The sequence below is a fragment of the Streptomyces naganishii JCM 4654 genome (assembly GCF_014650575.1).
Lineage (GTDB): Bacteria > Actinomycetota > Actinomycetes > Streptomycetales > Streptomycetaceae > Streptomyces > Streptomyces naganishii.
On sequence record NZ_BMVF01000001.1, the window covers coordinates 127,821 to 142,623 of the forward strand.

The 14,803-nt window shown below is 72.1% G+C and carries 10 protein-coding genes; 3 read left to right on the plus strand and 7 right to left on the minus strand.

Going from position 1 to position 14,803, the window contains the following annotated elements:
• The first annotated feature begins 123 nt into the window (after positions 1-123).
• Both pulA and IE217_RS00600 read left to right on the plus strand, forming a co-directional pair.
• Positions 124-5,544, plus strand: coding sequence for a pullulanase-type alpha-1,6-glucosidase (gene pulA / locus IE217_RS00595; RefSeq protein ID WP_190175658.1), 5,421 nt, complete (start codon positions 124-126; stop codon positions 5,542-5,544).
• Between the two features lie 36 nt (positions 5,545-5,580).
• Positions 5,581-5,937: a 5-carboxymethyl-2-hydroxymuconate Delta-isomerase gene (locus tag IE217_RS00600; protein WP_190175659.1), complete on the plus strand. Its 357-nt coding sequence runs from the start codon at positions 5,581-5,583 to the stop codon at positions 5,935-5,937.
• Between the two features lie 49 nt (positions 5,938-5,986).
• Here the strand turns inward: IE217_RS00600 and IE217_RS00605 are convergent, their stop codons facing one another.
• From IE217_RS00605 to IE217_RS00615, 3 genes are all read right to left on the minus strand, one after another.
• Positions 5,987-6,676, minus strand: a complete 690-nt coding sequence (locus tag IE217_RS00605; RefSeq protein WP_190175660.1) for a TetR/AcrR family transcriptional regulator — start codon at positions 6,674-6,676, stop codon at positions 5,987-5,989.
• 69 nt (positions 6,677-6,745) lie between these two features.
• Entirely contained in the window at positions 6,746-8,662 is a 1,917-nt protein-coding gene (locus tag IE217_RS00610) for a hypothetical protein (RefSeq protein ID WP_190175661.1), read from the minus strand.
• A gap of 50 nt (positions 8,663-8,712) precedes the next feature.
• The gene (locus tag IE217_RS00615) at positions 8,713-9,213 is read right to left on the minus strand and encodes a tetratricopeptide repeat protein (RefSeq protein ID WP_190175662.1); all 501 of its coding nucleotides are present in this window, start codon (positions 9,211-9,213) and stop codon (positions 8,713-8,715) included.
• Positions 9,214-9,355: 142 nt separating this feature from the next.
• On the opposite strand from IE217_RS00615, the gene IE217_RS00620 reads away from it, so the two are divergent.
• Complete coding sequence (locus IE217_RS00620; protein WP_190175663.1) at positions 9,356-9,763, plus strand: hypothetical protein; 408 nt, start codon at positions 9,356-9,358, stop codon at positions 9,761-9,763.
• Positions 9,764-9,880: 117 nt separating this feature from the next.
• On the opposite strand, the gene IE217_RS00625 is transcribed toward IE217_RS00620, so the two are convergent.
• The 4 genes from IE217_RS00625 to glnII all read right to left on the minus strand — a co-directional run bounded on the left by IE217_RS00625 (position 9,881) and on the right by glnII (position 14,763).
• A complete protein-coding gene (locus IE217_RS00625) occupies positions 9,881-11,440 on the minus strand; it encodes a DUF1996 domain-containing protein (RefSeq protein ID WP_190175664.1) in 1,560 nt (519 codons plus the stop codon).
• A gap of 173 nt (positions 11,441-11,613) precedes the next feature.
• The gene (locus tag IE217_RS00630) at positions 11,614-12,624 is read right to left on the minus strand and encodes an NAD-dependent epimerase/dehydratase family protein (RefSeq protein ID WP_190175665.1); all 1,011 of its coding nucleotides are present in this window, start codon (positions 12,622-12,624) and stop codon (positions 11,614-11,616) included.
• A gap of 85 nt (positions 12,625-12,709) precedes the next feature.
• The gene (locus IE217_RS00635; protein WP_190175666.1) at positions 12,710-13,390 is read right to left on the minus strand and encodes a winged helix-turn-helix domain-containing protein; all 681 of its coding nucleotides are present in this window, start codon (positions 13,388-13,390) and stop codon (positions 12,710-12,712) included.
• Positions 13,391-13,734: 344 nt separating this feature from the next.
• A complete protein-coding gene (gene glnII / locus IE217_RS00640; RefSeq protein WP_190175667.1) occupies positions 13,735-14,763 on the minus strand; it encodes a glutamine synthetase in 1,029 nt (342 codons plus the stop codon).
• Positions 14,764-14,803: the final 40 nt, after the last annotated feature.

Here is a 14,803-nt window from a genome sequence, read left to right on the forward strand (position 1 = left end):
CCGCTGACGGTACGTGAAACTTCTTTCTCCAAGTTTCACAAGTCTTGCTGCAACCCTTTCGTGGGCGGTACGGTCCCGGCGGGGTCGACCCAATGAGCCATGAATCGCAAGGAGTTCCCGCCTGTGATACCGAGATGGCCGGCGCCCGGCCGGCGCCGTACCGCCCACGTCAGACGGGCAGCGGCCGTCACCGCCGCCGCCCTCGCCGCCGCACTGATCCAGCCACTGGCCGCGTCGGCCGCCACACCGCCGCCCGCGCCGCCCTCGGACGCCCGGCTGGCCGCCCAGCCCGCCCGGCACGACGACACGCGCGAGCAGTTCTACTTCGTCATGCCGGACCGTTTCGCCAACGGCGACACCTCCAACGACAGGGGCGGCCTCACGGGCTCGCGCCTGGCCACCGGCTACGACCCCACCGACAAGGGCTTCTACCAGGGCGGCGACCTCAAGGGCCTGACCAAGCGGCTCGACTACATCAAGGGCCTGGGCACCACCGCCATCTGGCTCGCCCCCATCTTCAAGAACCAGCCCGTGCAGGGCACCGGCAAGGACGCCTCCGCCGGCTACCACGGCTACTGGATCACCGACTTCACCAAGGTCGACCCGCACTTCGGCACCAACGCCGACCTCAGTGCCCTCATCTCCAAGGCGCACGCCAAGGGCATGAAGGTCTTCTTCGACGTCATCACCAACCACACCGCCGACGTCGTCGACTACGAGGGCGCCTCCCACGAGTACCTGTCCAAGGGCGCCTTCCCGTACCTGACCAAGGACGGCCGCCCCTTCGACGACGCCGACTACGCGGACGGCACCAGGAAGTTCCCCGCCGTCGGCGAGAACTCCTTCCCGTACACCCCGACGGTCCCCGCCGCGAAGAAGAACCTCAAGGTTCCCTCCTGGCTCAACGACCCGACGATGTACCACAACCGCGGCGACTCCACCTACGCGGGCGAGAACGCCACCTACGGCGACTTCTCCGGCCTCGACGACCTGTGGACCGAGCGTCCCGAGGTCGTCAGCGGCATGGAGAAGATCTACGAGCGCTGGGTGCGCGACTTCGGCGTCGACGGCTTCCGCATCGACACCGTCAAGCACGTCAACATGGAGTTCTGGACCCAGTGGGCGACGGCGCTCGACCAGTACGCCGCCCGGCACGGCCGGAAGAACTTCTTCATGTTCGGCGAGGTCTACTCCGCCGACACCTCCGTCACCTCCCCGTACGTCACCCGGGGCCGGCTCGACGCCACGCTCGACTTCCCCTTCCAGGACGCGGCCCGCGCCTACGCCTCCCAGGGCGGCAGCGCCAAGCGGCTGGCCGCCGTCTTCGGCGACGACTACAAGTACACGACCGACAAGGCCAACGCCTACGAACAGGTCACCTTCCTCGGCAACCACGACATGGGCCGCATCGGGTACTTCCTGAAGCAGGACAACCCCAAGGCCACCGACGCCGAGATCCTGAAGAAGGACGAACTCGCCAACGAGCTGATGTTCCTCAGCCGCGGCAACCCGGTCGTCTACTACGGCGACGAGCAGGGCTTCACCGGCGCCGGCGGTGACAAGGACGCCCGCCAGACCATGTTCGCCTCCAAGGTCCCCGACTACCTCGACGACGACGAGATCGGCACCGACCGCACCCACGCCAGCGACTCCTACGACCCCAAGGCGCCCCTCTACCGCCAGATCGCCGAACTGTCCCGGCTGCGCAAGGACAACCCGGCCCTCACGGACGGCGTGCAGACCGAGCGCTACGCGGCCGACGGCGCCGGCGTCTACGCCTTCACCCGCACGGACGCGAGGACCGGCGCCGAGTACGTCGTCGCGCTCAACAACGCGGACACCGACAAGACGGCGAGCTTCGCCACCGACTCGGCGGACATGACGTACCGGGGCATCTACGGCACCAAGGCGTCCGTCTCCTCCGACGCGGGCCGCCAGGTCACCGTCACCGTCCCGGCGGGCTCCGCCGTCGTCCTCAAGGCGGCCGGCCGGCTCCAGGCGCCCACCACCAGGCCGACGATCACCCTGACGGCCCCCGCGGCCGGAGCCACCGGCACGGTCGAGGCCGGCGCGGACACCGGCGGCGGCCGGCTGAACCGGGTGGTCTTCGCCGCCCAGGTGGGCGACGGCCCCTGGCAGGTGCTCGGCTCCGCCGACCACGCCCCCTACAAGGTCACCCAGACCATCGCCAGGACCGTCCCGGCCGGCACCGCCCTGCGCTACAAGGCCGTAGTGGTCGACTCCGCCGGCCGCACCGCGAGCGCCACGGCGTCCTCCACCACCGGCACCCCGCCCGCCCCCGAGATCCCCACCGCCTCCTCGCGCCAGTACGCGGTCGTCCACTACAAGCGCGCGGACGGCGACTACGCGAACTGGGGCCTGTACGCCTGGGGCGACCTCGCCGACGGCGAGTCCACCACCTGGCCCGCCGGCCACCCCTTCACCGGACGCGACGCCTACGGCGCCTTCGCCTACGTCAAGCTCAAGCCCGGCGCCTCCAGCGTGGGCTTCCTGGTCATCGACAAGGACGGCAACAAGGACGTCTCCGCCGACCGGTCCGTCGACGTCACCAAGACGGGCGAGGTGTGGATCGAGCAGGGCAAGGACGACGTGCGGACCGAGCGGCCCACGGCCGACTACCCGCCGCAGGACACCACCAAGGCCGTCCTCCACTACCACCGCGCCGACGGGAACTACGACGGCTGGGGCCTGCACGTGTGGACGGGCGCCGCGAACCCCACCGACTGGTCGAAGCCGCTCATGCCGGTGAAGACTGACTCCTATGGCGCGGTCTACGAGGTGCCGCTCACCGAGGGTGCCACCAGCCTCAGCTACATCATCCACAAGGGCGACGAGAAGGACCTGCCCGCCGACCAGTCGCTGGACCTCAAGGCGGCGAACGGCCACGAGGTGTGGCTGGTGAGCGGCCAGGAAGGGCCCCTGCTGCCGCAGCCCACGGGCAGCTCGGCCGCCCTGGACCTCACCACGTCCAAGGCCGTCTGGATCGACCGCGACACGGTCGCGTGGAACGGCGCGGACGGCGCCGCCTCCACCCAGCTGGTCTACTCCCACGACGGCTCCGTCAAGGTCAAGGACGGCGCGCTGACCAGCGACGACGAGCGCTGGCTGCGACTGGCCAGGACCACGCTCACCGACGCCCAGAAGGCGAAGTTCCCGTACCTGAAGGACTACACCGCCTGGTCCGTCGACCCGCGCGACCGCGACCGGGTCCGCGAGGCCCTGCGCGGCCAGGTCGTCGCCTCCCAGCGCGCCGCCAACGGCGCCGTGCTCGCGGCCACCGGCGTCCAGCTCGCCGGCGTCCTCGACGACGTCTACGGCGGCGCCGCCGCCAAGGCACAGCTCGGCCCCGTCTTCCACCACGGCCGGCCCACGCTGAGCGTGTGGGCGCCGACCGCGCGGAGCGTGGCGCTGGAGCTGGACGGCAGGGCCGTCGCCATGCACCGCGACGACGCCACCGGCGTCTGGTCCGTGACCGGCCCCGCCTCCTGGAAGGGCAAGCCCTACCGGTACGTGGTGAAGGTGTGGGCGCCCTCCGTGCGCCAGGTCGTCACCAACAAGGTCACCGACCCGTACTCCCTCGCCCTGACCGCGAACAGCGAGCGCAGCCTCGTCGTCGACCTCGACGACAAGACGCTCGCCCCGGGCGGCTGGTCCCACCTCGCCAAGCCGAAGGCCGTGCCGCTGCGCGACGCGCAGATCCAGGAGCTGCACATCCGCGACTTCTCGGTGGCCGACAAGACCGTCCCGGCCAAGGACCAGGGCACCTACCTGGCGTTCACCGACAAGAACAGCGACGGCTCCAAGCATCTGCGGGAGCTGGCCGGGGCCGGCACGTCCTACGTGCACCTGCTGCCGGCGTTCGACATCGCCACCATCCCCGAGAGGAAGGCCGACCAGGCCACCCCCGGCTGCGACCTGGCCTCCTACCCGGCCGACTCCGAGCAGCAGCAGGCCTGCGTGGCGAAGACCGCCGCGAAGGACGCCTACAACTGGGGCTACGACCCGTACCACTACACGGTCCCCGAGGGCTCGTACGCGACCGACCCGGACGGCACGGCCCGCACGGTCCAGTTCCGGCGGATGGTGCAGGCGCTCAACCAGGACGGCCTGCGCGTCGTCATGGACGTCGTCTACAACCACACGGCGGCCAGCGGCCAGGCGGACACCTCCGTGCTCGACAAGGTCGTCCCCGGCTACTACCAGCGGCTCCTTCCCGACGGCTCGGTCGCCAACAGCACCTGCTGCGCCAACACCGCGCCCGAGAACACCATGATGGGCAAGCTGGTCGTCGACTCGATCGTCACCTGGGCCAAGGAGTACAAGGTCGACGGCTTCCGCTTCGACCTCATGGGCCACCACCCCAAGGCCAACATCCTCGCGGTCAGGAAGGCCCTCGACGCGCTCACGCCCGCCAAGGACGGCGTGGACGGCAAGAAGATCATCCTGTACGGGGAGGGCTGGAACTTCGGCGAGGTCGCCGACGACGCCCGGTTCGTGCAGGCCACCCAGAAGAACATGGCCGGCACCGGCATCGCCACCTTCTCCGACCGGGCCCGCGACGCGGTGCGCGGCGGCAGCCCCTTCGACTCCGACCCCGGCGTCCAGGGCTTCGCCTCCGGCCTCTACACCGACCCCAACTCCTCGCCGGCCAACGGCACCACGGCCGAGCAGAAGGCCCGGCTGCTGCACTACCAGGACCTGATCAAGGTGGGACTGAGCGGCAACCTCGCCAAGTACCGCTTCACGGACACCGGCGGCAAGGAGGTCACCGGTGCGGAGATCGACTACAACGGCGCCCCGGCCGGATACGCGGACGCGCCGGGCGACGCCCTCGCCTACGTCGACGCGCACGACAACGAGTCGCTGTTCGACGCCCTCACCTTCAAGCTGCCCCAGGGCACCTCGGCGGCGGACCGCGCCCGTATGCAGGTGCTGGCGATGGCGACGGCCGCGCTCTCGCAGGGACCGGCGCTCTCCCAGGCCGGCACCGACCTGCTGCGCTCCAAGTCGCTGGACCGCAACTCCTTCGACAGCGGCGACTGGTTCAACGCCATCCACTGGAACTGCGCGGACGGCAACGGCTTCGGCCGGGGCCTGCCCATGGCGGCGGACAACCAGTCCAAGTGGCAGTACGCCAAGCCGCTGCTGACCTCCGTCAAGGTCGGCTGCCCGCAGATCCGGGGCGCCTCGGCCGCCTACCGCGACCTGCTGCGGATCCGTACGACGGAGAAGGCGTTCTCCCTGGCCACGGCCGCGCAGGTGCAGTCCGCCCTGTCCTTCCCGCTCTCCGGCGCGGACGAGACGCCCGGCGTGATCACCATGAGGCTGGGCGACCTCGTCGTGGTGTTCAACGCGACGCCCGAGCGGCAGCGGCAGCGCGTGGCCTCGCTCGCCGGGGCGCACTACCGGCTGCACCCGGTGCAGGCGGCGGGCTCGGACGCGGTGGTCAAGACCTCGGCGTACGAGGCGGCGACCGGCACGTTCACCGTTCCGGCCCGGACGGTGGCGGTGTTCAGGAACTAGGCTGAGCAGCGGACAGCCGGAAAAGCAGGAGTGCACATGCCGCAGATCACCGTCGACTACTCGGAGCGGCTCGCGGACGCCTTCGACCGGCGGGCCTTCGCCGTCGAGGCGCACGCCCGCGCGGTCGAGATCGCGGACGCGAAGCCCCCGGCGTGCAAGACGCGGTTCCGTCGGACCGAGGACACCGTCGTCGGCCCGGACACCGAGGGCCACGCGATCGTGCACGTCACCATCGGCCTGCTGGCCGGGCGCACCGAGGAGACCAAGGCGCGCCTGGCCGAGGCCGTGCTGGAGGCGCTGCGCGCGCACGTGAAGCCGGTGGAGGGGCTGGCGCTGCACGCGTCGGCCGAGGTCCGCGACCTCGACCCCTCCTACCGGAAGTACGACGCCTGAGCCCGCGGGGCTCCCGAGCGGTTCAGGCGGTTCAGAAGACTCAGGCGGTTCAGGAGGCGAGCGTGACGAGCCGGCCGAGCAGGTCCCCGAAGGGGCCCTCGGCCGGCTCCGCCTTGAAGACCCGGCGGACGAGCGCGCCCATCTCCTCGTCCTGCGCGGCGCCGACCACCGCGAGCGCGGCGAAGTCGTGCACCAGCTGGACCTCCAGCTCGGCACGCGGGATGCGCCGGCCGTCCAGCCAGATCAGCGCCGTCGACTCGGCGAGCGAGATCCACGAGCGGACGACGAGTTCCAGCCGCGCGGGCGGGTTCTCGACGCCGAGGTGCGCGACGATCTGGTCGTAGGCGGCCTGCCGTACGGAGTCGATGAGCGCGTTGGTCGTCGAGGAGCCGACCGCCGGGCCGCCGCGCATGAGCGCGGAGAAACCGGGGCCGTGATCGTCCACGAAGTCGAAGTACCGGCGCATCACGCGCAGCAGCCGGGCGCCCAGCGGGCCCTCGTGCGGCTCCGCGAAACGGGCCGCGAGGTCGTCCGCGGCACGCTGCAACGCGGCCTCGTACAGGCTGAGTTTGCCGGGGAAGTAGTGGTAGACCAGCGGTCGGGAGATGCCCGCCGCCGACGCTATCTCGTCGATGGAGACCTCGTCCGGCGAGCGACGGCTGAACAGTTCGAGGGCGACGCCGATCAACTGCTGCCGCCGCTCGTCCACTCCCATTCTGCGGCGAACCCCGGTAGTCATACGCACACCCTACCGATCGATTCCAGCCTCGAACGGACGGGATCGGACACGGTGTTCGCGCGGGCTCGGCTATCGCAGGGGCTCGACCGGCCTGCCGTCCGCCAGGGTGCCCTTCAGGGTGGCCTGGGCGCCCCGGGTCGCCGCCACGGCCAGCAGATGGCCCTGGGAGGCCCCGCGGACCCCGCCCGAGGCGTTGATCGACTCCGTGTCCCGGCTGCCCGCCGCGAGCAGGTACCAGTCGCCGGCCCCCGACTTCCACAGCACCCCGGCCAGCACGTGCGGATCGCGGGCGCCGCAGTCCGGCACGTCCTCGCCCTGCGCGGCCACCGCCGCGTACTTCCCGCCGGGGGCGCGGAACTGGGCCAGCACCCGCGGGCCGTCGCCGCGCCAGGTGTCGGCCCGGGTGCACGCCCAGGTGGCGGTGCCGCTCGCGTCGGGCAGCGGCTGCTCGGCGTACTCCCAGGTGTTGACCGACCGCACGCCCTGCGCGCGCACCGCGGCGAGCCCGCAGGCCAGCGGCGCCCAGGCGCGCAGCCCGGCCTCCCCGGACACCTCGTGCGGGGCGGTGGGCCGGCCGGTGGTGAGCCCGGCCGGGACCAGCTCGCCGAGGTCGGTCAGCAGGTGCGTGCCAGAGGCGCCGGTCAGCTGGAGCACGTGCCACGAGGCGCAGGCGCCGGTCTGCTGGACAGGGCTCGCCAGCGACCCGGTGACCCCGTCCGTCAGGCCCAGGTCCACGGGTGCGGCGGCGGGCTTCATCAGGTCCCGTTCGGCGGCCCCGCGCACCCAGGGCGCGGCGAGATAGCGGACGTTGCCGTCGGAGCGGCCGAGGACGACGGCCGCCGCCCGCCCGCCGGCGGCGCCGTCGACCCGCGCGAGGTCCAGGACCGCGCCGGCGGTCGAGTCCTTCGGCTCGGCGTAGCGGGCGATGCGCAGTCCGTCGTAGAGGAGGACCACGCGCGCGTGGTCCACGGTGCCCGCGTAGAGCAGCTGGGGCGGTCCGGCGGGGCCGCCGGAGGCGGTGCCGGGGGTGGCCGAGACGCGCACGGACTCGCCGGGGCGCGCCCAGACGGCCAGGGCGCGCCGCAGCAGGGCCGTGTCCGCGGTGAGGCCGCCGCGCGCGGGCCAGACCGAGAAGTCCAGGCGCGCGGAAGTCCGCCAGGCGGTGGGCGCGGCCCTGACCAGCCGGCCCGGGTCGAGCGCGGCCTCGGCGGAGGGGTTGCGGGCGTAGGCGGGCGCGGCGGCGCCGTCGGGGCCCCAGCCGCCGCCGGGCAGGACGAGGAGCGCCCCGCACACGGCGAGGGCCGCGGCGGCGGCGAGCGCGGCCCTGGTGTGCCGGCGGCGGCGCATCAGGTCGGTGGGCCGGGCCTGGAGCGAGCAGGGGTCGAACTCGGGGGACTCCAGCAGCGCGTACTGCGCGGGGACGCGGTCGGCCTGGCGCAGCGCGGCGCCCGGGTCGGCCACGCCCGCCGCGTCCAGCACCTCGCGCACGGTGTGGTCGGCGAGCTTCTCCAGTCCGCGCAGGACGTACGCGGCGCGGGCCGGCCCCGGCAGGGCGGCGAGCCGCTGGTCCAGGGCCAGCTCGTCGGCGCCGCCCGAGCGCGGGAACAGCCTCAGCCCCCACACCTGGGGCAGCAGCGGGGGCAGTTGGGCGCTCAGCGAGCGGGACCGGCCTGCCCGGGGACGGTCCGCCTCCAGGGCGGCGCGGACGACGTGGAGGCGGACGTAGGAGTAACCCGGGTCGGTGCCGCGGCCGGTGGACTGGGCCGGGATCGCCTGCGCCGGGGAGCTGCCGCGGGGGAGCGCCCGCTGGACCAGGGCGTGCGCGGTCAGGACCCGCCGGCCCCGGCCCAGCCGCGGCGGCAGCACCAGGTAGGCGAGCCGGACCAGCCGCGGGTAGTGCTCGACGAGCGCGGCCTCCGCCTGCTCGACGTCGACGAGCGGCTCGGAGGAGGACGAGGGGCGCGGGGCGACATCCTGTGACTGCACGTATCGCAGAACGAGCGAACCGGTGGTTGGTCACCCGCCACCCGTGCGACTCAGGCGTCCGAAGCCACCAGCAGGCGCGCGTAGTTCGCCATCGACCGCTGGTAGCGGGGGAGATGGGGGGCGAGGGCGCCCAGCACGAGGGACAGGCCCTCGCGGTCCCGGCCGAGGCTGGACAGGCACAGCGCCAGACACGCCCGTACGGCGTCGTCCAACTCGTCCGAGGGCGCGTCGAGTTCGGGGGTCAGCAGCTCGACGCCCTCCGCCGCCCGCCCGGTGTTGCGCAGCGAACTGGCCAGCTGGATCCGGGCCCGCCGCCCCCGGTAGCCGCTGAGCCCCCGCTCCAGCGCCTCCCGGTACAACGGCACCGCACGGTCGGAGTGGCCCGTGGAGTCCCAGGCACAGGCCCGCTCGAAGGGGCCGAGCGGGCTGTGGGCGGGCAGTTCGGCGACGAGGGCGTCGATCTCCGCGCGGAACGCGGGGGCCTCGTCCTCGCCGTAGTCGTCGAAGCGGGCCCAGGCGGCGGCCACGCGGTCTTCCCAGTCCTGGTTCACCGGCCCACCCTCGCACGGATGTGCCCGGGCGGCCCACTGATTTGAGCGCCGGGGGTCCCTTGCCCGTATCGAAGGGCGGGGCTCCTCGCCGGGGGCTCTCCGCGGCGTGCTCGAGCGTGATGCGTGAAGACCGGAGGAACTGATGAGGGTGACCCGACCGATGCTCGCGGTGGCCGGAGCCGCGGTGGCGACGGCGGTGCTGGCGGGCTGCGGCTCCGGTGGCGACGCGGCCGCGAAGGCGCCGCCGACGGCGACCGGCAGCCTGGAGAGCCTCGCCGCCCAGGTGAAGTGCAAGCCGGACATCCAGACCGACGCCGACACCATCCGGCAGGCCATCTGCACCAACCCCGCCGGCAAGTTCGTCCTCGCCACCTTCTCCACCGACCGCGGCCAGCGCGAGTGGATCAACGAGGCCAAGGACTACGGCGGTTTCTACCTGGTCGGCCGCAAGTGGGTCGCCGTCGGCGACGACGGCGTGGTCACCGCGCTGCGCGGCACCCTCGGCGGCGACGTGGAGATCGGCGCCGACCACCACGCGCACACGGGCTGAGCCCGGGAGCACACGCGAGAAGGCCGGCGGCGGGATCTCCCGCCGCCGGCCTTCTCAGTGAACCACTGGATCACTGGACGAGTGGACCGGTGGCTCACTGGTCACCGGCTCAGTGCGTCACTGGCACCGCTGCCCGTTGTTGATGCAGTTGGCGATCTTGTTGGCCAGGCCGCCGGTCGTGACGCTGATGAAGTCGTCGTGGTCGGTGGCCGGCTTGTGCAGCTGCTCCGGGAAACCGTCCACCGCGTAGGCGTTCTTCACCACGCCGTTCTGGACGGTCGGCGGGTTGATCTTGTAGACCAGCCGCATCGTCAGCTGCGGGATCGCCTTGAAGCCGTTCTGGCAGTTGCCGTTGGCGTCGGCGAAGGCGACGTGCGTACGGTGGTTGGCGCTGTCGATGTTCTGCCCGTCCCAGCAGCTCTGGAAGGCGAACGTGCGCACCACGTTGCTGCCCTGCGGGCAGATCGGGTACTGCGTCGTCAGCTGGACCTTGTTCTCGAAGCCGGTGCAGCTCCAGTGCGCGTTGGCGTTGGCCAGGCCGTTGGTCGTGGTCTTGGCGTCACCGGTGATGATGCGCAGGAACTGCGGCATGGCGACGACCTTGCTGGTCGGGCTGCCCACGTACTTGATCTGCGCCTGGACCGGCGTCAGGATCTTGCCGACGTTGCCTTCCTTGCCGCCGCCGTCCGCGTTCTGGTCGAAGTCCTGCGTGCCGTCCTGGACGCGGACCACCGGCCAGTAGTACGCCGACAGGTCGTTCCTGTTCTGGCAGCTGGTGCCGCCCTGGAGGAACGTCTGGTTGCTGGAGAACGCGTTGACCTTCTGGTTGCCGACGTAGTCGTGCAGGTGGTGCGCGCCGTTGGTCACGCCGGGCGCCACGATCACGTTGTCGGTGTTGTGGTTCTTGTTGGCGTTCACACCGCAGCGGGTGGTGAAGCTGCCGGTCGAGGCGTTGCCGGACTGCTGCGGCTTGGCGGCGACGTTCGGCTGGACCTTGGTGATGTCCACGAAGTCGGCCGCGACCGGGCCGTTGCCGGCCTGACCGCCGTTGCCCTGCTGCTGACCGTTGTTGCCCTGCTGGCCACCGTTGTTGTTGCCCTGCTGGCCGCCGTTCTGCTGCTGGCCACCGTTGTTGTTGCCCTGCTGCTGGCCGCCGTTGTTCTGGCCCCCGTTCTGCTGCTGACCGCCCGTGTTGGTCTGGTTGGCCGGGGTTCCGGTGCAGGCGGCCAGGGCGTCCAGATCGCTGGGCGAGGTGCCGCCCACCCGGGTGATCTCCAGCTTGATCCGGTCGATGATCGCCTTACGGCGGTCCTTCAACGGCTGGAGGATGGAGTTCTGGACGAAACTCGCGTCCTGGGCCTGGGCCTGGCGCGTGGTCATCAGACGCTGGTAGGCGTCCGTGATCTGGCGGTCCAGGTTCGCCAGTTCACCGTCGACCTCGGTGCGCGCCTGCCGGGGCACGTTGGTGAGCTTCTGGCCGATGTCCGGGCATGAGACCGTCGCGACCTGCGCGTTCGCGGCCTTCGTCCGGTTGCCCCAGGCGTCGTTGTTCGACTCGTGCGCGGATGCGTAGAAGTTCGCCCAGATCAGCCCGCCCCCACCGAGCGCTAGGGCCGCCGATGCGGCTATGGCCTTGGTGGCCAGCGGCGTACGGCGTTTTCGTGTGTTGCGTCCCATGGAACTCCTCTGACTTCCTTGCGGGGCAGCATCGAGGCGCCCGACAGGAGTGAAGCGGCTCCATCTCATACGGACGGCGTCACCGAGGTGTTCAGCCGTCCCGGAAACCGATGCCGGATTCTTCGGCACCTCGCGTTTCAACTGCCGCTCGCGCACCAGCAGTTGCCGACGCCTCACTGCCGGTGGCCGGCTGCCTTCGCCAGTACCTCCGCCTCGACTGCCGCGTCCAGCCCCACGGCCGGCAGGTCCGGGTACCGCGGGGCCGTACCGCCGATCGCCGTCAGCCACCGCCAGGTGTCGGCGACCGTCTCCTCGACGGGACGGCAGTCCAGGCCCGTGGCGAGCGCCCGGGAGACGTCCGCGCGGTGCAGGGCGTCGTGCTCCTCGCTGCCCGGGGGCACCCACACCGGCAGCTGCGTCCACGGCTCGATGCCCGCGCCGAGGACCGTCTCCGGGTCCGTCCAGCACAGCTCGGCCTCCGCGCCGGTGACCCGCGTACAGGCCTCCAGCAGACGGCCCATGGTGGTGTGCCCCTGCGGGCTCATCAGGTTGTACGGCCCGCTCAGCTCGCGCTCGACCGCGCCGAGGATCCACTCGGCCAGGTCGCGCACGTCGACGTACTGGAGGGGCAGCTCGCGCGGACCGGGCGCCAGGACGGGACCGCCCCGCGCGATCCGGGTCAGCCACCAGGGCAGCCGGCCCATGTTCTCGTACGGGCCGAGGATCAGCCCCGAGCGCACCAGCAGGGAGCCGCCCGGACCGAAGGCGCCGGACGCGGCCAGCTCGCCGCCCAGCTTGTCCCGCGCGTAGTCGCTCTGTTCCGCGTCGGGGGCGGCGCCCTCGACCAGGGGAGCGTCCTCGGTGTAATCGGCGGGCGGGGCCCAGTCGTACACCGAGCACGTCGACACGTACACGTACCGCCCGGCGCGGCCCCGCAGCAGCCGCGCCGACTCGTGCACCGCGCGGGGCGCGGCCGACCAGGTGTCGACGACCGCGTCCCACTCGCCGTCCGCGAGTGCGGCGAGCCCGCCGGGCGCGGTGCGGTCGCCCACCAGCGACCGCGCCCCGGGGACGGGCGCGTGCCGCCCCCTGTTCAGGACCGTCACATCCCAGCCGCGCCCGGCCGCCGCCTCGACGACGGCCCGCCCCGCGAACTCCGTACCACCCAGCACCAGAAGTCTCATGCGGGTGACTGTGCCCGCACGGGACGGGCGGGGGAACCGGATTCTGCCCTCGGCAGAGGGCGGAGCCCCCGCCCTGGGCAGGACCTCAGCGGCCGATCGGCGGGGCGTACTTGTAGCCGACGCGGCGCACCGTCTGGATCGCCTTGCGGTGCTCGGCGCCCAGCTTGCGCCGCAGCCGGGCGACGTGGACGTCCACCGTACGGCCGTCACCGACGTGGCTGTAACCCCAGACCGTGGTGACCAGCTGGTCGCGGGTGTGCACCCGGTGGGGGTGGGCGACGAGATGCGCGAGAAGCTCGAACTCCAGGTAGGTGAGGTCGAGTTCGCGCCCGGCCACGGCCGCGGTGCGCCGGACGGTGTCGACGCGGAGGAGGGGGGCGCTGTCGGACTCGCCGGTGTCGGACTCGCCGGTGTCGTTCGTGCCGTCCGTGGCAGTTGCGGCCTTCGCCGGCGCCTCGCCGCCCGCGGGCCGGTGGTCCGGCATCGCCACGGGCGGGAACGGCGGGAACAGCGGCTGCCGGTCGGCCGGGACGAGCACGAGGTAGCCGATCATCTGCGGATGGCCCGGCAGGGCCGGCAGGGCGTGCTGGGGTGCCGGCAGCCAGGTCGCGCCCGGCGGCAGCAGGTCCGCGACGTCGACCACCTCGTCCCGGTCGACGGCGCGCAGCCGGTGCCGCGGGGCGGTGGGGGAGGAGGCGGGGGAGGGCACGGATGCGGGAAGGGACGCGGGAAGGGCGGCGGTGGTCAGGGAACGAGTGGTCGCCATGGGAGGTCAGCTCTTTCGCGCGAGAGGTTCGACGGAAGACCGGCGGCCGCGAGTTCGTGGTCGGGCGCGCCGGGGGACGTACGTCGTTTCGCGCTGGGCCGAAGGCCGGGGTGTACGGCTTTAGAGGGCCCGCGCGTTCACCGCGCGGCAACACACCCGGTCGTAGTCGTGGTGCTGACGGGAGGGCCAGAAGGGCTCGAGGTCATGGCGACCCGTCGCGGTGCTCTCCTGGTAACTGGCCATGCCCCCATTGAAGCAGACACCTCGCACGGCCAGCAGCCTCCTCTCACTGCTTGGACGGCACCGCCCGGGTCACTGCTCGGACGGCACCGCTCGGGCGCGGGTCAGACCTGGCCGGCCTTCTCCAGCGCGGTGCAGCAGGTGTCGACCAGCAGGCGGGTGACGACGTACGGGTCGACGTTGGCGTTGGGGCGGCGGTCCTCGATGTAGCCCTTGCCGTCCCGCTCCACCTGCCACGGGATGCGGACCGAGGCACCGCGGTCGGAGACGCCGTAGGAGTACTCGTTCCACGGGGCGGTCTCGTGCAGGCCGGTGAGGCGGTCGTCGATGCCGGCTCCGTAGTTCCTCACGTGGTCCAGCGGCTTGGAGCCCTCGCCGAGGGACTCGCACGCGGTGATGATCGCGTCGTAGCCCTCGCGCATCGCCTTCGTGGAGAAGTTGGTGTGCGCGCCGGCGCCGTTCCAGTCGCCCTTGACCGGCTTGGGGTCGAGGGTGGCGGACACGCCGAAGTCCTCGGCGGTGCGGTAGAGCAGCCAGCGGGCCACCCACAGCTGGTCGGCGACCTCCAGCGGGGCGAGCGGGCCGACCTGGAACTCCCACTGGCCCGGCATGACCTCGGCGTTGATGCCGGAGATGCCGAGGCCGGCCTTGAGGCAGTTGTCGAGGTGGGCCTCGACGACGTCGCGGCCGAAGATCTCGTCGGCGCCGACACCGCAGTAGTAGCCGCCCTGCGGGGCCGGGAAGCCGCCCTCGGGGAAGCCGAGCGGACGGGCGCCGGCGAAGAAGGTGTACTCCTGCTCGATGCCGAAGACGGGCTCCTGCGGGGCGAACCGCTCGGCGACCTCGGCCAGCGCGGCGCGGGTGTTGGAGGCGTGGGGGGCCAGGTCGATGCCGAGGACCTCGCACAGCACGAGGATGTCGTCGCCGCCGCGGATCGGGTCGGGGCAGCTGAAGACCGGCTTGAGCACGAGGTCGGAGGCGTGGCCCTCGGCCTGGTTGGTGGAGGACCCGTCGAAGCCCCAGAGCGGCAGTTCCGTGCCCTTGGCGTCGTCGCCGAGGATCTTGGTCTTGGAACGCAGCTTGGCCGTCGGCTCGGTGCCGTCGATCCAGATGTACTCAGCCTTGAAGCTCACGGGGCCACATCCTTCGGGGTGCTCACGGGATGCGGGCAGA

Bases quoted from the DNA above. Each gene is read 5' to 3' on its own strand.
- IE217_RS00620 (WP_190175663.1), top strand. From the start codon at position 9,356: ATGAGGGTGACCCGACCGATGCTCGCGGTGGCCGGAGCCGCGGTGGCG.
- IE217_RS00605 (WP_190175660.1), bottom strand. From the start codon at position 6,676: ATGACTACCGGGGTTCGCCGCAGAATGGGAGTGGACGAGCGGCGGCAG.
- IE217_RS00630 (WP_190175665.1), bottom strand. From the start codon at position 12,624: ATGAGACTTCTGGTGCTGGGTGGTACGGAGTTCGCGGGGCGGGCCGTC.
- IE217_RS00635 (WP_190175666.1), bottom strand. From the start codon at position 13,390: ATGGCGACCACTCGTTCCCTGACCACCGCCGCCCTTCCCGCGTCCCTT.
- IE217_RS00600 (WP_190175659.1), top strand. From the start codon at position 5,581: ATGCCGCAGATCACCGTCGACTACTCGGAGCGGCTCGCGGACGCCTTC.
- IE217_RS00625 (WP_190175664.1), bottom strand. From the start codon at position 11,440: ATGGGACGCAACACACGAAAACGCCGTACGCCGCTGGCCACCAAGGCC.